We start from the raw sequence: 18,078 nt of genomic DNA on the forward strand, positions 1-18,078 counted from the left end.
TGTGTCCGCCTGTGGTGAGAGTGGGGTCCTAATGCTGAACCGCGAACGGCGCCGTATCTGGTTCATGTCTTCAGGGACGCGAGTGGACCTCGCATGTAGAGGATGAGGCGGGCAAATGCTGAACGGCGACCAGCGCGCGAATGCGTCACCGAGCGGATTCCTGCACCGAGCACCATGGCGGTGCGGAACACCTGCCAGCCGACTGTTCCGAAGTGCTTCCGCTGGTATGTTTCCAGGCTGGCGTGGAAGAGCCGGTCTCGGTGCGACGGGTCGGAGCTGGTGCCACCGCCGAGATGCAGCGCATCAACCCGGGCGACGTCGATTCGCCATCCGCGATCGACCGCGCGCTTCTGCCAATCCGTCTCCTCCGCGTAGAGGAAGAAGCGCTCGTCGAACGGTCCGACATCCGCGATCGCCTCCGCGCGGAGCAGGAGCACGGACCCGATGACAAAACCGCGTGATGTGTTCCACCTGCCGAGACCGAACGCTTCGAGCCAAGCGCGGAGCGGGTTCGGGAATGGCCACCAGACGCGCGCCTCGACTCCAGACCGCGGGTCTCGCTGGGTGGCTCCGACAGCTCCGCGGACATTGTCCGCATGGAGGAGCTCATGCATGGTGATGACAGATGCCGGGCTGATTTGCGCGTCCGGGTTGAGAAGCAATACGTCGTCACCGCTGCTGCCTCGGGCACCGAGTGAGCGCAGCGCCGCGTTGACGCCTGCTGCGAATCCGACGTTCGCTCCTGGATCGATGTAATGAGCACCATGCTCGAGAGCGATAGCTCGCGTTGCCTTCGAGGAACCGTTATCAACAACGGTCACAGGAAATGCGCGGTCAAGCGCGGAAAGAGACTGCGAAAGTATGTCGGGAGAGCCAAAGGCGACGACAACGACCTGGGGTAGACGTTGGGCTCCTGAGTTCCGGCAAGGAAGAACGGTCGCGTAATGCTCCGCATGTTGTTCGGCGACGCTTTCCCAGCTGAATCGTTGCACGTGCGCGAGCCCGTGCTTGCGCATCCTAATCCATTGCTCCGGTCGAAGGGCACGCGAGATTCCGGAGGCTAAGTCGACGTGGTCCGAGGGCCGGACGAGGATTGCGGCATCCTCAACGACATCGGCGATTGCTCCTGTGTGACTCGCGACGACCGGTACGCCCGAGGCCATGGCCTCTACGGCGACCCGGCAGAACTGTTCCAGCCAGTCGCGGGTCGGTATGGACGGTACCGCGATGACATCGAGTTCACGATAGCGCTCCGGCAGCTCGGCCCCGGTTGCGAAGCCAAGGAAATGCACGCGATCGCTCACCCCGAGGGTGAGCGCCAATTCTTCTAATTCCTCTCGGCTGCTCCCATCACCGCTTATTCGAAGCGTCCAGGACGGTTCGATCGCGGCGGCTCGGATCAGCGTTTCGACACCCTTGTGCGGCTCAAGCTGCCCCACATATCCGACAATGGCCTTTCCCGAAGGTGTGTCACGATCGATTGCATGAAAGTTCTTGAGGTCGACCCCGAGAGGTATGAGGGCTGGGCGTACCCGCAGTCCTTTCCGCGAGAGGATCTCGCCGGCCTTCTGATTGCACACGTAGGCTCCCGCAGCGTGCTTAAGCGCATAGGACTCAAACCACCGGAACGGGATGGGATATGACTTGTGAATGTTCTGAGCTGAGTAGAGCGTGTATGGCACGTTCGAACGGCGAAGCGCCCTAAGCGCGAGAATCTCCGCCGTAGCCAAGGAGCATGGCTCCTCGTGCAGGTCGAGTATGGCGGGTGTGCTTCCCAGTGCGCGCCAAATGGGTATCGGATTGTACAGAAAAGCATTCGGGTGCTTGCCAACCGTCCCAGCTCCTCGTACGAAAGTGTCGCCCTCCGTTGTGAGATGAACCGGGCTACCCCCTTCAGCCCATCGGCGTGCTGAGACCAGTTCGACATCCGTGCCATGGCTTCGCAGCATTCGCTCGCGTTCCCGCCAACTGGACACGACGCCATGATGTGCGATGCGCAGAACCTTCATCTCGATATCCAAATCGTGCACGATCTCGTAGCACGCGGCGACGCACACGCGAGTAGCATCACACCTCTGCGCTCAGACAGGCATGGCGCATAGCGGGTTCCAGAAGCGCTCATGACCTCATCGTAGGTTCAAAGTGAGTGCTACTCATATACCCCCTTAAAGGTGAGGTGCTTCCTGGCACTTGACGTGCGAGAGTTCTCAGTAGCTCGACTCATGTCATAGCTGCCAAGTGATAAAACGCGTCCGAACCTACGAGGCTGAAAGAGATTGGTACATGCCGCAAGCGCGAGTCATCATGCTCGACCACACCGGCCAAGAGGGTGGCGCCGAGCTGGCCATGGTGCGCCTCGCGGCTGAGCTTCGTCGCTGCGAGATCGACGTGCAAGTTCTTCTATTTTCGGATGGTCCGCTCAGGATTCGGCTCGAAGAACTCGGCATTCCCACGAGAGTGGAGCCACTCGGGATCCGCACAGTGGCGCTCTCTCGGGATATGCTCGGCTGGCGCCGCGCGATTCTCGAAACTGGGGCTGCGCTTCGGTTCTCGATCCGCATCGCGCGCGCCATCCGGTGTGGCAAAGCTGATCTCGTGGTCGCGAATTCACTTAAGGCTGCTTCGATTGCCGCTGTCGCTGCTCCAGCCGCGGGCCGTCCGTGGATCTGGCATTTGCACGATCGCCTGAGCGACGACTATCTTCCACCGCTTCCGCTTCGGGCATTGAAGATTCTCGCGGCCGTCGGCCCTGCCAGAATCGTCGCCAATTCTCGAGCAACACGTGAAACGCTGCCCTCTCGCGCAAGGCGCCGATCGGCGGTCGTCTACCCGGGCTTCCGCGAAACGTGTGCTGCGCCGGCCTCAGATTCTTCCGCGGCAGCTGTGGGCATAGTCGGTCGTATTAGCCCCACGAAGGGGCAACTAGAGTTCATAGAAGCGGCTGCGCAACTCGCGCATAGGTATCCGAACCTGCTATTTCGTGTCATTGGCGCGCCGCTGTTCGGGGAAGAATCGTACGAGCACACGGCTCGCGAACGCGCAACCGATTTGGGGATCGCGGACCGGCTGGAGTTCTGCGGCTGGGTCGAGGATCCGCTCGAGCAGATGAAGAGTCTGAGCGTCCTCGTCCACGCGTCGCCTGTGCCGGAGCCGTTTGGTCAGGTCCTCATCGAAGCGATGGCGGCGGGGGTTCCTGTTGTCGCGGCCGCTTCGGGCGGTGTCATGGAGATCCTGGACCCGACATCCCAGAGCGAGTGGGACGCCGCTGCGCATCTGAGTGTGACCGATGTTGGGATCCTCGTTCGCCCTGGAGATCCCGCTGCGCTAGCAAAGGCGATCGCCACCGTTCTCGACGACCCTGTAGCTGCGACTCAGCGAGTGCAGAAGGCGCGTTCCAGCCTCGCTCGCTTCGACATCGAGCGAACAGCCGCTGGTGTCGCAGAAGTCTGGAGTTCGATCCTGCCCGCACGGCGCTGGTTCGCGTCCACTCGATCCACAATCAAAACAGGAGGATAACGATGAAACTTCGAACTGATGGAGTGACCTGGCAAGAGATCGATGGCGAGCTGGTGATACTCGACATGCAGACGTCCGTCTATCTCACCGCGAATGGCGCGGCGACCGTGCTGGCTAAGATGCTCGTCGAAGAGCGGTCGTTTGAGGAGCTCGCAGAGGCGCTCACCCAGCATTTCGGGATCGACCAAGCGGTCGCGGAAGCGGACGCGCGCAACTTCATCGAACAATTGCGTGAGAAGTCCCTGCTCGCAGCTTGAGTGGGCTACTCATCGTCGATCGCTGATGCGACGATTGCGAGAAGTGCTTCGCTGATGCGAGCGGCGCCTTCGGGCGTGAGATGGCCGGGATCGACGGCGATCGTGCGATCTAGTGCGAGATATCGCTCGGTGTCAGAGCGTTTGGTTTCGACGATTCCGTCGGAACCAGCGGACTCCATTTTTGCGATGTCGAAGAGTCGCCCTGTATCGCCATAGGCTTCACGGACCAGCTCGTTGAAATGGTGCCGCGCTACGTTGTGTCGCGGGTCCAATTCGCTGTCGCGCCCCAGGAAGACCTTGGCACGCGTGACTAAATCGGGCTCGTACATAAGCGGGGCGGTCGCGAAGATGAAGGTGACTTCGGGAAAGTCTCGCTCAAGGTCGGCCAAAGTCCGGTTGTATGCCTCAAATAGCGCCTCTGTGTCCGTGCTGGCGTTGATATCGATGTAGCAGAGTTTGAGAATCGCGACCTCGATGTCGGCGGCCAGGCCGGCCCGGATGATTTGATCGAACGCGGCGATCTTCCCCAGCGGGTCACCGTTGGTGCCGATCGGACTCTCGATCAAGGTCGCGTCCTGTGGAACGGTGTCGCCTGTGAAAGTCGCGACGATCGGCATCATGTCGGTTGCGTCGGAGAAGACGTCGGGAACGGCATCGATGAGACTTTGGCCGACCGACTGATGAGCAAAGAAGATGCGGGTCTCCTTCACTGCCATTGCTTGCTCAGCGCTCAACGTCGGGACTGAGTATTGCTGTCGCTCGGCGATTGCGTTCGGTCGCAGCAGGAGCATTGAACCTCCGATTGTCGCAAGGGTGATCACCGAGGCGATCCCAATAATGATGCGTCGCACAACTCTGCCAATCTGTTCTTGCGAGGACGGATCCGTCAACCGCTCCAGAAAGGTTCCGGAATAGCTCCATGGTAGCGTGAGGATCTATCATGTTTCTAGAGTGGTGAAGTCGGCCATAGCTGACCGTCGGCAACCCTCACCATTACCGCGGGACCCGCCGCACGAAGGGATGGCAATGTCTACTGTTCAGGAGCGCCCGGCCGCCGACGATCCTGGCATTTCCGTGCCGTCAAAGTGGGACACGACAACTCTCGGGGGCTCATTTCAGTCATCCGAGAGGACGTCGCAGTCAACGGCAACCTCCTTGTCGCGGCTACGCAGATGCTGATCCTGTATCGCTTCGGCTACTGGATTCGCGATCATCGGCGAGCACGGCTGACGCGAATGTTGGGTAACAGGTTGTATGCGGCTCTCTATCCATACGTTCGCAATGTCCTGGGGTTCGACATTCCCAGCACAGTGCTGCTCGGCCGCCGCGTGAAGTTCGCGCACCAGCACGGCGTTATATTCCACCCGCTTGCCCAGATAGGCGACGAGTGCTTGATCAGGCACAATGTGACGATTGGTGTCCGTTGGGAACAGGGCAAGCCGGGACTCCCGCCTCCGCCTCCTCGCATTGGAGCGCGAGTGCATGTGGGCGTGAACGCGGTGATCCTTGGAGGTGTTCGCATCGGCGACGACGCCGTGCTCGGCGCCGGGACCATCGTGACGAAAGACGTGCCCTCCGGTGCAAGCGTGGTGCCGGCTGCCTCCCGCATTCTGCGTCTGCGCGCCATGGATGATAGCGACAGGGAGCAGAGCGCAGCTCAACGCCGCGATTCCGCCGCGACCTTCGCTGAAGCCGACGGCGCATAGTTCCTTTGCCGCGACGTGACAGTCCGCGGCCAGAACTGCTCAGGGCGATCAGTTGAATCGCCGTCTGACTCCTCGTCTCCTGTCGCGCTCTTGAACGACCTCTGCATAGACGCCCCGGGTGCGCCGGGCAACGCTTTCCCATGTGTAACTCGCCACTCTTCGCCGGGCCTCTTCGCCGACCCGTTGGCGAAGTTCCGCGTTTTTCACGAGGGCGTTGAGCACGTGGGCGATCGACGTGGAATTTCTCTCGATGAAGAAGCCGTTTTCGCCCTCGGCGACGAAGTCTTCCGTGCCGTTAACTTTTGTTGTCACGATCGGAAGCCCCGCGGCCGCAGCTTCTAAGGTCACGAGCGCGAAAGCCTCATAAAGGGTGGGAAACACGAAGACGTCGCCCGCCAGAAAGTAGTCTTCTACCTGTGCCGAATGGCCGGCAAACACCACTCGCTCTAGGACCCCTCTTTGTCCGGCATCGTCCCGAAAGGGCTTCGTATCGCCTCCACCGACGACGAGTAGCTTTACCCGCTCGGGCAGCATCGGCAAGGCTTCAATGAGTGGCGCGAGCCCCTTCCTTCTGAACTCTTTCCCAACCCAGAGGAGGATCACATCGCCGGAACGAAAACCGTGGAGCTCCCGAACCCGTTTGCGGCGCACATGGGAGTCGGAGGGTTGGAACTTGCGTATGTCGACCGCATTCGGGATAACACGAATCTGGTCGGCTGGCACGCCGTACAGAGAGCTGACTTCTCGTCCCACGCCTTCTGAAACGGCGATCACCCGCGCGAACGATCCTGGACGATAATTTGCTCGTTCCGTGCGCAAGATCGCGTGATGCTGCGGATTCAGGAGGGCGCGCGAAGTTTCGCCGTGTCGAAATTTCATTTCCCACCACGCCCGGTGGCAACTGTGCGCTGTGATGACGTCCTGTATACGCAGCGCGCACCCACCTTGGTTGTGTCGAATATCGAATGGGAAGTCGGACAGGCTTCGAGTCGCACGCGACGGGTAAACCAGGGGGACCGCGAAATCCGGTACTCGTGGCATTGTGACACGATTCCAGACAAGAGGGGGCTGGGGCGCGGGATCCACAGCGGTAGAAACGAGGGTCACCTCGTCTCCTTGCGCACCAAGTTCCTTCGCGAGTTCGTAAGACGCTCGCTCAATGCCGCCCTCATGATTGAAGCGGAACGACGACATTGCGATGCGCACGGAAACGATGCTAGCGCCGCGCCCCTGCAATGTGGGGCACGCTTTCGGGGGGCATCCGTCCCGCAGTTCTCGCCGTAAAGTGAGGGTTCAACTAAGTTCTTCTCAACTGAGCTTCACTAAACCGGTGGAGGTGCTGATGCCTGGCCTGCGCGAAGCCATCAAGACGGTAGCACCTGCTCCCGTGCGCTCCGTTGTTCACTGGTGGCGCGCCGTCTGGAGCGATCTTCGCCTGCGCCTCCTTGCCGAGATCGGGCGAGTCCCCTCCCACCGCATCCGCCGCTACTTCTATGAACGTGCCGGGTTGCGCATTGACCGCACATCCAGCATTCACTGGCGCGCCGAGTTTTATGCGCCGGAGCGGATTTCGATCGGAAGACACTGCACACTCGGAGACTCGGCGTTCCTCGACGGTCGCAGCGGGCTCGCTATAGGCGACTGCGTGAATTTCGGTAGCCACGTCGCGATCTATACGCGCCAACATGATGTCGATTCGCCTGAGTTCGCAGAAGTGGGAGCGCCCGTGTCGATCGGCGATCATGCTTGGATCTCAAGTCACGCGATCATTCTGCCGGGCGTGACAGTCGGAGAAGGGGCCGTTGTGGCGGCCGGAGCTGTCGTGACTAGAGATGTGGCACCCTACACGCTCGTGGGCGGCAACCCTGCTCGCTACATCCGTGACCGTAAGAGGCAGCTCACGTACAAGTTGGGGTACGCGAAGAGATTCGTGTGACTTTGAAAGGCATTCTCATGGCACTGTGCGACATAACATTGCGGCGACGTCGATCGAGCGCGTCGGTCGCGTCCCCGAAAGAGCTTCCCCGAATCGCCGCTACGCCGTGCGAAGCAAGCCGGTTTGCCGGCTGTTCTACCCAATACAAGACGGCGCTGAGGCGGCGTTGTGGCTGACAGCTCGAACTCCGCCGGTACATTGTGCGCGTCTACAACACCGCTGGCGACTGTTGTAATTCCGCTGTTTAACGGTGCCGCAACCATTGTGGAGACATTGGACTCCGTTCTGCAGCAGTCTCGAAATGATATTGAGGTGGTCGTCGTGGACGATGGCTCAGCTGACGGCGGAGTTGCTCTGGTGCGAGAGCACCCGGTTCGGGCGCAGGTGCTCGCACAACCTCACTTAGGAGTTGCCGTCGCCCGCAACCGTGGACTGGCCGCAGCTAGAGGAAGGTGGATCGCCTTCCTCGACCAGGACGACCTCTGGCATCCGAGCCACTTGGAGCGAGCGTGCGAATGGCTGGAACAGCATCCGGACGAGCGCATTCTGATGACCTCAGAGATCGCCTTCAGTAGCCGCGACGAGATCGAGAAGTTGAGTGAACAAGACCCTCTTGTCGGCACATGGTCAAGTGAACTCGTCACGAACTCTGCACTCCCCGAACTCGTAGAAGGAGCCGATCTCGGGACTGGTGACGTGACGCATCATGATGTCGAGGCAATGCTTCGGGGGCCGATCTCTGTCACCACCAGCTTCGTCGCGGATCCGCAGGTCCTTCGTCTGGCTGGCGGCTTCGCTCCGCACGCATTGGCAATGGATGATTACTGGCTCCTCGTCAACGTGGCGAGGCTTACCCCCATTCCGCGGATCGACCAACGCACGGTCTTCTACCGCGTCCACGTGAACGCGACATCGCGCTCAACGAGGTTGGGATTGGCCTTCCTGTCGTCTGCCGTTGCGCTAAGACTCGGAGGCGGCCTTGTGCCCACTGATAAGGCGTTGACGAAGGCTACGACCGGGCCGTTGCATGAGCATCTGCTTGGCGAGCTATTGGATTCACCATCGGATCGCGAGCCGGAAGCGCGGCGCGTGACGGACCACCTTGCGCGATTGCTGTGGCCGCCGAACGGGAGAGTTGCCCAGAGGTGGCGTGCCCGGATCGGTCGTAGGGTGCCATGGTTGCGCCGAGGATTCCGTCGGCTCAAGGCGAAGCGATGAGCGGGGGACTAAGCGCGATAAACGCCCGCGCTATCGCGTTCTACTTGCCGCAGTACTTTCCCATCCCAGAAAATAATGAGTGGTGGGGACCAGGATTCACTGAATGGACCAACGTCGCGCGAGCTCGTCCGCTATTCCGCGGGCACCGTCAACCGACTTTGCCAGCCGACCTGGGTTTCTATGATTTGCGCCTGCCAGAGACCAGACAGGCCCAGAGCGACCTTGCGCGAGAATATGGTGTCGAAGCTTTCGCATATTGGCACTACTGGTTCGGTGGGGGCGATCGCATTCTTGAGCGCCCCTTCCAAGAAGTACTCAGCAGCGGGCGCCCCGAGGTCAGCTTCTGTCTCGCGTGGGCAAACCAATCGTGGACAGGAATCTGGCATGCCGCTGCGGATAAGGTGCTCAAACAGCAGCGCTATCTCGGCGAGGATGACGATCGTCGCCACTTCGAAACCATTGTTCCCGCGTTCCGCGATGAGCGATACCTTCGTGTGGACGACAAACCTGTGTTTTACGTCTTCCGTCCCGAAGAGCTCCCGAACGCTGCTGAATTCGTCGACCGGTGGCAAGCGATGGCTCGCTCGGCTGGGCTGCCCGGAATCTACCTCGTCGCCGAATCAAGCGATCTGCTCGGCACTGGAGCGCGTTATATCACGGGGAAAGCGGACGGCTTCGATGCTTCGGTCTACATGCGGTTACCCGCAGAAGTAAGCAGGGTCGCGACTTTGAAGATGCGCGCGGCACGTAAACTTCGCGGTGGCCCTGAGGTATGGAACTATTCGGATTCAGTCGTCGCCGGTTTGCCCAGAGACGAACAGATCCAGCCGTGCGTATACCCGAACTGGGACAATACACCACGGTCCGGACGACGCGGTCTGGTTTTGAGCGGCGCGACGCCCGAAAAGTTCCGGCGGAACGTGCGGGATGCTGTCCGCTCCCTCGCTGCTCGTCCTCCGCAGGAGCGGTTGCTCTGGGTGAAATCTTGGAACGAATGGGCAGAGGGAAACCATTTGGAACCGGATCTGCAGCACGGACACGACTGGTTGCGCGCGTTGAGGGCAGGGCTGGCGCAATGACATCTAGGTTCGACGCGGCTCCGGCTGGCCCGCTGCGCATCGCGATGATCTCCTATTACTTGCCTAGTGAGAGCAAGATCGGCGTGGGGTATCAGGTACACGAGCTTGCGAACGAATTAGCCCGCAGAGGGCATCACGTCGATGTTTTTAGTCCCTGCAGGCCCAGCCCTGGGTCCGTCTACCATCATGTCCATATTCCCCTGACAGGACGGCTGCGTACATTCCGCTTCGCCATGATCATGAGGAGACAGGACCTCTCATCGTACGATGTGCTTCACGCGCATGGTGAAGATTATTGGATGTGGCGGCGTCGAGTTCCGATGCATGTAAGAACGCTCCACGGATCGTGCTTTGAAGAGGCGATACACATTCGTGGTCTCTGGCAGAAGCTGCGGATGGTCATGCTTGGCCTGTCAGAGGTGCTCGCGAGCATCGTGGCCGATCGAACAGTTCTCATTTCACCACAAACGCGACGCTGGACGCCGTGGGTGCGCACGGTCATTCCCAATGGAGTGTCAATCAGCCGCTTCGCATCGGACGGGAACGAGCAAGCTGGTAGACCGACCGTGCTCTTCGTCGGAACCTGGAAACAACGCAAACGGGGAGCCGAGCTAGCTCGCATATTCGCAGAACAGGTAAAGGTAGAAGTCCCAGAATCGCAATTGCGAATGGTGACTCAGGACGCCCCAGAGCATCTGCCCGAGGGAATCGTCGTTTTGGGACGGCTGTCTGATGACGAACTAGCCGCAGAGTACCGTCGCGCATGGGTGTTCTGTCTTCCTTCTCTCTATGAGGGGTTCGGGATTCCATACGCGGAGGCAATGGCAGCGGGAATACCAGTTGTCGCTAGCCCGAACATTGGCGCACGCTTCGTCACGGCAGAGGGCCGGTTCGGAGAGTTGTCCTCCATGGCGGACCTTGGCGCCACCCTTGTCGATCTTCTCAAGAGCGACGACCGTCGCGCGGAACTCGCGCGAGCGTCCCGGATCCGAGCTCAGGAATTCGACTTGGTGGGCGTTGTCGACCGATACGAGCGTGTCTACCGAGGGGAACTCTGAGATGCCGAGCGGACGTCTCGTTCAAAGGCAGGATAAGCCGCGGCGCTCATTTGGGCTTCGCGCATGCCGCGAGATTGGAGATTGACATGGGTCGGCGCAGGATCGGAGCGTACATTCTTCCCGGAGATGCGACGTGGCTCGAGAAGTCACTTGTTCAGTACTATCCCTTGCTCGACGCGCTCGTGATTCCAGTGCCTCACGGCGACGTCGGTTGGACCGGCGTCGGAGTCGATGTCGCGGGGGTCATGGCGAAAGTCAGGAAGATGGATGTCCGCGGACTGGCGGAGACCGTACACGGGAGCTGGGTGAATCCCGACGAACCGATGCGTGCAGACACCGCGCAACGACAGACCGCGCTTGACGCCCTCGCTGGCGATGTCGACTGGGTGATTCAGATGGACAACGACGAGTACATGCCTGAACCGCAAGCGCTCCTCGCGGCGATAGACGAGGCGGAGAAGCGGGGTCTGGATGCCGTCGAATGGCCCATGCGCGTGTTGTATAGGCGGACGCGATCACACATGTTCGAGATTGTCGGTTCTGGAGGAGAGGCGCGGTATGACTGGCCCGGTGCCGTTGCTCTCCGGCCTCATCTGACTCTGACGGATGCAAGAAGAGTTGTGGGGCCGTACCTGCGGGTGACGGTGGCGGGCGACGATGTCTCATTGCAACTACGCCATCCAACCGAGAACGGAGAGGTCCGCTGGGCCGGCATCGCGGCAGAGCAAGCGATCATTCATAATTCATGGGCTCGCTCGCCGCGGCAGATCCGGCAGAAGACCCGGTCCTGGGGACACGCCGCCGGGTTGCGCGGCATCGTTTACTACGCCGCAACATGGCTTCCGTCCCCGCTGACCTGGTGGGCGATCCGGGACCTTCACCCGTTCGCGCGGGGACTGTGGCCGCGACTCAACAGGCGTCCCATTGCCCAGGAGGAAAGATGAACGACAACTGTCACGTTGTCGTGATCCTTAACTGGTACGGGCGAGACGACACCGTTGCTTGTGTTGAATCGGTACTCTATGGATCACCTGATGTCACGGTGCTTGTCGTTGACAACGGCTCCTTCGATGGTGCACTAGGGGAAGTTTCTGATCTGGAACGGGTGCAGACTCTTCAGCTCCCGCACAATCTCGGATTCGCCGGGGGTATGAACCGCGGGTTGGCGTTCGCTCTGGAAGCGGGAGCGACAATGGTGACGATCCTTAACAACGACACGCTCATTCCCCCCGGAGCTATGCGCGTGCTTCATAGGCATGCCGAGAGCGGGGCTGCAGTAAGCCCGACCGTGATGTACAGGGATGATCCCACTCGAGTGTGGTTCGGTGGTGGCGCGATCGATATGCCAGATGGTTATCCGCATCACATTGCGCCACAGGAACTCCAGGGGTGCGTAGACGGGGTGCGAGAGACGAGTGTGCTTGCGGGATGCTGCATAACCGCGACGTCGGACACATGGAGGCGCGTCGGTCTGTTCGACGAGAGATTCTTCCTCAATTTTGAGGATTCTGAGTGGAGCCTCCGTGCGCGGGCCGCCGGGGTGCGGCTCGGCGTCGCGTGCGACGCGCGCATCTTCCATGCGGTCTCAGCCTCATTTCGGGGTGCCGCGTCCACCCTCGGCACGTATTACTTTCTTCGCAACGGTCTCCTCTTCACGCGCATCGCTGGAGCGGGAACTACTGCGCGGATGCGATTTATCCGGAGATTCTCGCCGCTGCGTCGAAGACAACTAGGCGTGCGAGACGTGATCAGAGGTGGGATCGTCGCCGGGTTCGCGATCGGTTCCTACCTTCTCGGCCGCTTCGGGGAAGCACCTCCCTTCCTCCAACGACGAGCACGGGAGTGGGCAGTCGAGAGTAGCGGCGATCTCGCATTGGAGAGGTGACAGCGGTCCGGTCAGATGAAGTCGGCAAACGCTCTCTCATGACGCTGGAACAAGAGGACGCCGCCAAAGAACACGAGAGCCGCGCCAAGCGGTAACCCAATCAATTGCCACAGAGGAGGCATTTCCTGTCCCAGCAGGGACCACCGCACCGCCTCCATGAGCCACGTCAAGGGATTGAGCTCGAACGCCCAGAGCAAGTTCGACGGCACCTCAGAGAGAGAGTAAGCGATTGGTGTTGCATAGAGGAGGATTTGTAGCACCCATGGGAGCACGTAGGTAACGTCCCTATATTTGACAGTTATAGCCGAGGCCGCCACGCCGACTCCGCAGCCGAGTAGCAGGGTTATCACGAGCCAGACGGGTGTCAGGAGGACAGCCCAGCCAGGAGTGACGCCGAAGACAATAAGAAGCACGATCAGCATGACGAAAGCGACCAGAAAATCGAGAACGACCGAAATCGCGCTCGAAAGGGGCACGAGAAGCCGTGGAAAGAACACCTTCGAAACCAAAGTCTGATTGGCGACAAGTGACGAAGAAGCTCGGCTGACAACACCGTTGAAGACGTTCCATGCCAACATGCCGGCGAAGCTGAAGACGAAGTATGGCACGTCGCCAGAAGAGAGTCCCGCAACCTGGCCGAAGACAATGGAAAAAATGCCGGCTGCGGCGAGAGGCTGCAGTACCACCCACGCCACCCCGACCGCAGTCTGCCGGTAGCGCAGAACGATGTCTCGGATCCCGAATCGATAGAGCACTTCGCGTGCTTCCCAAAATTCACGCCAGGGCGGCAGATTGAATCGTCGCGGGGACGAATGAGCGTCCGGCTCATGTCGCCACCACGTACTCGAAGTCGGCGAGGACCACTCCCAGGGTTGTGGCATCGTCGGAAGACCAATGTGAGTATGGCGAGGAAGGGAGAACGTCAATGGCGTCCGCGCCTTCCCACGCGTCAAATATCCCTGCTTGACAGACGAACACGTCCACCGTGTAGCGGCCGGGTTTCAACCAGAGTGATTTGATTCGCAACGTGCCTTTCTGCTCCTCTGACGGGTCGAACCACGTCCCAGTCAGTCGGGAGTCGCACTGGACTATGATGTTGCCGTTCGCGTCCCTGAGTTGACACGACACGAAGTATTTGCCGACAACTTCGGAACTTCTGCCCACCTCGAACTCGATCACCTTGTCGTCCGCTGGATCCTGCGTCTGCTCAGTGGCTGCGGCCCGAAGAAGCCTCAACTGCCCGGTGCCTGGTCGCCGTGCGGCGTCACTCTGCTGCACGCGATAATTCTCAAAAGTGTCGCGATATCGTTCAAGCGCGCCTTCCACCGTGCCGAAGTAGCGAAGCTGTCCGTTTTGAAGGAACATCGCGGAGGTACAGAGCGATGTCACCGTCTGTGCTTGGTGGCTCACATAGAGAACGGTTCTGCCGTTCTTCGCCGCTTCTCGCATCTTGGCCTGAGATTTCTCCTGGAACTCAGCATCTCCGACCGCCAATACCTCATCGATGGCGAGGATTTCGCTCTCTAAATGTGCAGCCACGGAGAACGCGAGTCGCACGTACATCCCGGAGGAGTATCGCTTCACTGGAGTTTCTAGAAACTTGCTAACGCCCGCGAACTCGACGATCTCATCAAAGCGGCGTTTGATTTCTCGTCGTTTCATCCCGAGAAGAGAGCCATTGAGGTAGACGTTCTCGCGCCCAGTCAATTCCGGGTGGAACCCCGTGCCGACTTCGAGGAGGCTCCCAACTCTGCCTCCGAGATCTATCAAACCTGCCGACGGCGCGGAGACTCGAGTGAGAAGTTTGAGCAACGTGCTCTTCCCCGCCCCGTTGCGCCCTACAATTCCAACCGCTTCGCCCCACGGGAGGTCGAAGGAGACATCGTCGATCGCCAAGAAATCCGTGAAATGGGTGCGGCGGAATGGGTTGCGTGCGCGCTCCATGATCGCTTCCGTGAGTCGATTCGTGTGTGACGCGCGATGAGCGATCCGATAGTGCTTCGATAGATGCTCAACGGTAACGGCGGTGTCCCGCATTGCTAAGGCTCCGCTCCCTCGCAGATATCCAGACATGCCAGCGTGGCATACCGAACATGCTAATGGGCAGGCGGCACCAAGAAACGGCCCCACCACTGGGGGTGCTTGTCTTCGGTTGGTAATCCGCGGGTGGTGTAGTTTTGTGACACTTGCTCACGGATGCAGTACTGCGTCGGCGTGCAGAGTTTCCGACGGTAGGAGGACCGCAGTGGTTGACGACACGATTCTGATCGACGAACTCCGCTCACTTATTATGTCCGAGCTAGTACCGCTGGAGGATGACGAGCTGACGAACGAGACACCGCTCGTCGACAACGTGCTCGATTCTCTTGGAATTGCGGAAGTCGCGACGTTCATCGAAGACCAGATCGGGCGACCGCTCGAGCCGGACGAAGAGACTCGAGCGACATTCGCGTCCGTGAACAGTATTGTCGATTTCATTAACGCGAATCGCTGATGGCATGTGCGGTATCGCTGGCGTCATCGACGTCGATGGGGTGACACTGAAGCCAGATCCGGCTGACTTACTGCCGCGAATGCTAAGGGCCATTGAACACCGTGGGCCCGATTCAAGTACATGGCGCCAATCGGGCGCGGCAACTCTCGGGACCGTTCGTCTTGCGATGGTGGACAAGCCCACCTCGCTCCAGCCTATGCCGGATCGCGAGGGCCGCTACCTCCTCTGCTTCAACGGAGAGATCTACAACTTTCGGGAGCTACGTGCCGAGCTCGAAGCATCGGGCGCCGTGTTCGCTACCTCCGGAGATACCGAGGTGCTTCTGTATGCTTTGGTCGAGTGGGGCGTCGATGCGCTACCGCGTCTCCGCGGACAGTTCGCGTTGGCATTCTGGGACTCGGTTTTGCGGACGCTCCTTCTAGCAAGAGATCGGTTCGGCATCGTCCCCTTGTTCTGGACACACCCATCTGGCTCGAGGCTTGGGTTTGCGTCACAAGTGAGTGCGCTTGCGGAAGCGGGGTATGACATTCGGCTTTCGCTGAACGATGTGGTGGATGCTGGTGTTTTGTGGGGAGTTCACCCCGGGCATTCGTGCTTCGCTGGAGTCCGCTCGGTCCCACCCGGCGGATACGTGCAGCTTGGCGGGGGAGACGTTCAGGAAGGGCTGTACTGGGAGTTCGCGTTTGCGGAAGAGCGGAACGTCGCGCCGTTAGCAGAACAGGCAGCAGAGCTCGCGCGCCGACTTCGTACCGCCGTAGCCCGCCGCGTGCCCGCCTATGGCGACCCGGCCGTCCTCTTGTCGGGAGGCCTGGACTCAAGCGCCGTGCTCGCCATACTCCGGCGAATGGAACCAGCATCCACTATCAATTCCTTTTCGATTCGGTTCGCCTCGAGCGTGCTCGATGAAGAACCCTTTCAACAACTCGCTTCGTCTGCGTTCGCGACAGTGCATGACGGTGTGTGCTGCGACGATGAGTCTGTGGCAGCGGCTCTCGCCGAAGTCGTGGAGCGCGCCGAGTCGCCACTCGTGAGAACCGCCCCAGCCGCATCCGTTCGGTTAGCCGCACATATTAAAGGGAAGGGCATACGCGCTGTCCTGAGTGGGGAAGGTGCAGATGAACTGCTGTGCGGGTACGACTTGTTCAAAGTCGCGCGCATCCGCTCGCGTTGGGCGACTAACCCCGACGCGGCCGACCAGCTCACCGAGCTTGAAAATGTGATGGCTCAGCAGAAGCAGCTCGGCCGAGCCATCGAGCGAGCGTTCTACGAGCAGGGCGTCGATGACCCGGACGACCCGATCTTTTCTCACCTCAACCGCTGGGCGGCATCACATCGGATAACGCAATATCTCCTTCCGCAGCTTCGAGAGCTGTTCCCGCTCGAGCGAATCCTTGACGGTGTTCGGGAGCGCCTGCCGAAAGCATCGCTGTCGTGGTCATCTGTCGAACGAGCGCAGCTTCTCGAAGTGCGATATTTTCTCGCGCACTCGCTGTTGGCCAACCAGTGCGACAGACCGTACATGGCACACAGTATCGAGGCCAGATATCCGTTCCTTGACGAAGACGTCGTCGACTTCGCCCTCACGCTTCCCGAGAGGTCGAAGCTTGAGGGCACGAACGAGAAGCGTGTGCTCAAAGAAGCCATGGCTGACGACGTTCCCGAAGCGATCACCGGGCGGGTCAAGCAGCCATACACCGCACCCGAGGGTGACATCTTCCGTTCCCAGGCCGGCGACGAACTCCTGACTGTCTATGCATCGCCGAGGGCCCTGCGGTCGGTGGGGATCTTCGATGAGAAACGCGTCGCCTGGCTCATCGCAAAGCTCAAGCGAGGGCGCACCAGCTTTCACGACGATCTCGCGCTGCTGTGGGTCGTTTCGACTCAAATTCTCGGCACGCGGTACGGGGTCGCCGACTCCGTATCGCCTGCTGCCGCTTCACAGATGATCGGAGTACCACGTGGCTGAAGGAAACATCGCGGCTGTGCATCTTGAGGATCCCGAAGCGACGACGGATGAGCTGGTCGACAGCATTCGGCAGGCTGCGCGGCGGTTCCGGCGGCGCGGAGCTGTTGTCGCGCTGAGCGGCGGCATCGACTCATCGACCTGCGTGGGTCTGGCCGTGCGCGCGCTCGGTGCTCAACGTGTTCGGGCGATATCGCTCCCTGACAAGGAGAGCTCCACATCGACAGTAGGGTTCGCGGAAGAAGTCGCGGATGAGTTCGGCGTTTCACTCGAGGTGCGCGACATCACTGCCCCTCTTGCTGCCCTTGGTGCATATGCTGACCGGCTCGCCGTTGTTCGTCAATACGAGCCGGATTTCGACGACGCCGCCGGCGATCGGTTCTCCGTCGAGTTCGAGACGGCCACGGGCGAGGGCGAGCGGCTGCAGTCGTTCTGCCTCAATGTCGAACGAGGTGATCGTCGCACTCGCCACCGCCTCGGCGGACGCGACTTTCTTGCGATCATGGCCGCCACGAATTTGAAGCAGCGACTTCGAATGGCGTCAACGTATCGAATTGCTGACGAAGAGAACCTGCTCGTCATCGGAACGTCGAACAGGCTGGAGATCGATCAGGGCTTCTTCGTGAAGCACGGCGACGGCTGCGGCGACGTATTCCCCCTTCGACCCCTCTTGAAAAGCCACGTCTACGACGTTGCAAAGGTGTTGAAGGTTCCGCAGGCCGTGATCGAGCGGGCTCCCACAACCGACACGTTCAGCGCCGAGCAGACGCAAGAAGCGTACTTCTACGGCACATCGATCGAAACAGGCGACCGACTGTGGCTCGGCTGGCATGAGGGCGAGCCCGCCGCAGCGGTTGCCGCGGAGCTCGGCATGAGCGAGAGTGACGTTCAGAAGTTCTTCGACACGTACCGTCGGCGTTCGGAGTATGCCGAGTACCTTACGACGACAATCTGAAACGGGAAACC

At 60.3% G+C, this 18,078-nt stretch carries 17 protein-coding genes and 1 pseudogene; 12 read left to right on the top strand and 6 right to left on the bottom strand.

Going from position 1 to position 18,078, the window contains the following annotated elements:
* Positions 1–62 precede the first annotated feature (62 nt).
* The gene (locus BLV49_RS09440; RefSeq protein WP_245723597.1) at positions 63–2,057 is read right to left on the bottom strand and encodes a glycosyltransferase; all 1,995 of its coding nucleotides are present in this window, start codon (positions 2,055–2,057) and stop codon (positions 63–65) included.
* A 247-nt stretch (positions 2,058–2,304) separates the two neighbouring features.
* Here BLV49_RS09440 and BLV49_RS09445 point away from each other — a divergent pair, with 247 nt between their 5' ends.
* The gene (locus tag BLV49_RS09445; RefSeq protein ID WP_176980797.1) at positions 2,305–3,516 is read left to right on the top strand and encodes a glycosyltransferase family 4 protein; all 1,212 of its coding nucleotides are present in this window, start codon (positions 2,305–2,307) and stop codon (positions 3,514–3,516) included.
* Between the two features lie 2 nt (positions 3,517–3,518).
* Positions 3,519–3,773 carry a PqqD family protein gene (locus tag BLV49_RS09450; protein ID WP_091183131.1) on the top strand — a complete coding sequence of 85 codons (255 nt, stop codon included), beginning with the start codon at positions 3,519–3,521 and terminating at the stop codon, positions 3,771–3,773.
* A gap of 5 nt (positions 3,774–3,778) precedes the next feature.
* On the opposite strand, the gene BLV49_RS09455 is transcribed toward BLV49_RS09450, so the two are convergent.
* The gene (locus BLV49_RS09455; RefSeq protein WP_091183135.1) at positions 3,779–4,624 is read right to left on the bottom strand and encodes a hypothetical protein; all 846 of its coding nucleotides are present in this window, start codon (positions 4,622–4,624) and stop codon (positions 3,779–3,781) included.
* A gap of 264 nt (positions 4,625–4,888) precedes the next feature.
* Positions 4,889–5,176, bottom strand: a complete 288-nt coding sequence (locus BLV49_RS17205) for a hypothetical protein (RefSeq protein ID WP_245723725.1) — start codon at positions 5,174–5,176, stop codon at positions 4,889–4,891.
* A gap of 3 nt (positions 5,177–5,179) precedes the next feature.
* Between BLV49_RS17205 and BLV49_RS17330 the strand changes: the two genes are divergently transcribed.
* Entirely contained in the window at positions 5,180–5,479 is a 300-nt protein-coding gene (locus BLV49_RS17330; protein ID WP_281245347.1) for an acyltransferase, read from the top strand.
* Between the two features lie 48 nt (positions 5,480–5,527).
* On the opposite strand, the gene BLV49_RS09465 is transcribed toward BLV49_RS17330, so the two are convergent.
* The gene (locus tag BLV49_RS09465; protein WP_143034022.1) at positions 5,528–6,685 is read right to left on the bottom strand and encodes a glycosyltransferase family 4 protein; all 1,158 of its coding nucleotides are present in this window, start codon (positions 6,683–6,685) and stop codon (positions 5,528–5,530) included.
* 526 nt (positions 6,686–7,211) lie between these two features.
* Here BLV49_RS09465 and BLV49_RS17475 point away from each other — a divergent pair.
* From BLV49_RS17475 to BLV49_RS09495, 6 genes and pseudogenes are all read left to right on the top strand, one after another.
* Positions 7,212–7,367 (top strand): annotated as a pseudogene (locus BLV49_RS17475) (acyltransferase); the annotation flags it as partial.
* A 216-nt stretch (positions 7,368–7,583) separates the two neighbouring features.
* Complete coding sequence (locus BLV49_RS09475; RefSeq protein ID WP_091183147.1) at positions 7,584–8,633, top strand: glycosyltransferase family 2 protein; 1,050 nt, start codon at positions 7,584–7,586, stop codon at positions 8,631–8,633.
* Complete coding sequence (locus BLV49_RS09480; RefSeq protein ID WP_091183149.1) at positions 8,630–9,712, top strand: glycosyltransferase WbsX family protein; 1,083 nt, start codon at positions 8,630–8,632, stop codon at positions 9,710–9,712. The genes BLV49_RS09475 and BLV49_RS09480 overlap by 4 nt, the downstream gene beginning before the upstream one ends.
* The gene (locus BLV49_RS09485) at positions 9,709–10,770 is read left to right on the top strand and encodes a glycosyltransferase family 4 protein (RefSeq protein ID WP_176980798.1); all 1,062 of its coding nucleotides are present in this window, start codon (positions 9,709–9,711) and stop codon (positions 10,768–10,770) included. The genes BLV49_RS09480 and BLV49_RS09485 overlap by 4 nt, the downstream gene beginning before the upstream one ends.
* A gap of 86 nt (positions 10,771–10,856) precedes the next feature.
* Positions 10,857–11,714, top strand: coding sequence for a hypothetical protein (locus BLV49_RS16885; RefSeq protein ID WP_176980799.1), 858 nt, complete (start codon positions 10,857–10,859; stop codon positions 11,712–11,714).
* Positions 11,711–12,655, top strand: coding sequence for a glycosyltransferase family 2 protein (locus tag BLV49_RS09495; RefSeq protein WP_176980800.1), 945 nt, complete (start codon positions 11,711–11,713; stop codon positions 12,653–12,655). The genes BLV49_RS16885 and BLV49_RS09495 overlap by 4 nt, the downstream gene beginning before the upstream one ends.
* An 11-nt stretch (positions 12,656–12,666) precedes the next feature.
* Here the strand turns inward: BLV49_RS09495 and BLV49_RS09500 are convergent, their stop codons facing one another.
* Both BLV49_RS09500 and BLV49_RS09505 read right to left on the bottom strand, forming a co-directional pair.
* Entirely contained in the window at positions 12,667–13,536 is an 870-nt protein-coding gene (locus tag BLV49_RS09500; RefSeq protein WP_091183164.1) for an ABC transporter permease, read from the bottom strand.
* Complete coding sequence (locus BLV49_RS09505) at positions 13,481–14,599, bottom strand: ABC transporter ATP-binding protein (protein WP_218132617.1); 1,119 nt, start codon at positions 14,597–14,599, stop codon at positions 13,481–13,483. Before BLV49_RS09505 ends, BLV49_RS09500 begins: the two co-directional genes overlap by 56 nt.
* Positions 14,600–14,900: 301 nt before the next feature.
* Here BLV49_RS09505 and BLV49_RS09510 point away from each other — a divergent pair, with 301 nt between their 5' ends.
* Genes BLV49_RS09510 through nadE form a run of 3 tightly spaced genes read left to right on the top strand, consistent with a single transcriptional unit; the run spans position 14,901 to position 18,067 of the window.
* Positions 14,901–15,149 (top strand): acyl carrier protein, encoded by a 249-nt coding sequence (locus BLV49_RS09510; protein ID WP_091183172.1) that lies wholly within the window; start codon positions 14,901–14,903, stop codon positions 15,147–15,149.
* A gap of 4 nt (positions 15,150–15,153) precedes the next feature.
* Positions 15,154–17,115 (top strand): asparagine synthase (glutamine-hydrolyzing), encoded by a 1,962-nt coding sequence (asnB, locus tag BLV49_RS09515; RefSeq protein ID WP_091183175.1) that lies wholly within the window; start codon positions 15,154–15,156, stop codon positions 17,113–17,115.
* Positions 17,108–18,067, top strand: a complete 960-nt coding sequence (gene nadE, locus BLV49_RS09520) for an NAD(+) synthase (RefSeq protein WP_091183179.1) — start codon at positions 17,108–17,110, stop codon at positions 18,065–18,067. Before asnB ends, nadE begins: the two co-directional genes overlap by 8 nt.
* Positions 18,068–18,078: the final 11 nt, after the last annotated feature.

The sequence above is a fragment of the Paramicrobacterium humi genome, assembly GCF_900105715.1.
GTDB classification, from domain to species: Bacteria; Actinomycetota; Actinomycetes; order Actinomycetales; family Microbacteriaceae; genus Paramicrobacterium; species Paramicrobacterium humi.

Bases quoted from the DNA above. Each gene is read 5' to 3' on its own strand.
- asnB (WP_091183175.1), top strand. From the start codon at position 15,154: ATGTGCGGTATCGCTGGCGTCATCGACGTCGATGGGGTGACACTGAAG.
- BLV49_RS09485 (WP_176980798.1), top strand. From the start codon at position 9,709: ATGACATCTAGGTTCGACGCGGCTCCGGCTGGCCCGCTGCGCATCGCG.
- BLV49_RS09480 (WP_091183149.1), top strand. From the start codon at position 8,630: ATGAGCGGGGGACTAAGCGCGATAAACGCCCGCGCTATCGCGTTCTAC.
- BLV49_RS16885 (WP_176980799.1), top strand. From the start codon at position 10,857: ATGGGTCGGCGCAGGATCGGAGCGTACATTCTTCCCGGAGATGCGACG.
- BLV49_RS09495 (WP_176980800.1), top strand. From the start codon at position 11,711: ATGAACGACAACTGTCACGTTGTCGTGATCCTTAACTGGTACGGGCGA.
- BLV49_RS09445 (WP_176980797.1), top strand. From the start codon at position 2,305: ATGCTCGACCACACCGGCCAAGAGGGTGGCGCCGAGCTGGCCATGGTG.
- BLV49_RS09450 (WP_091183131.1), top strand. From the start codon at position 3,519: ATGAAACTTCGAACTGATGGAGTGACCTGGCAAGAGATCGATGGCGAG.
- BLV49_RS09500 (WP_091183164.1), bottom strand. From the start codon at position 13,536: ATGCCACAACCCTGGGAGTGGTCCTCGCCGACTTCGAGTACGTGGTGG.
- BLV49_RS09505 (WP_218132617.1), bottom strand. From the start codon at position 14,599: ATGGAGCGCGCACGCAACCCATTCCGCCGCACCCATTTCACGGATTTC.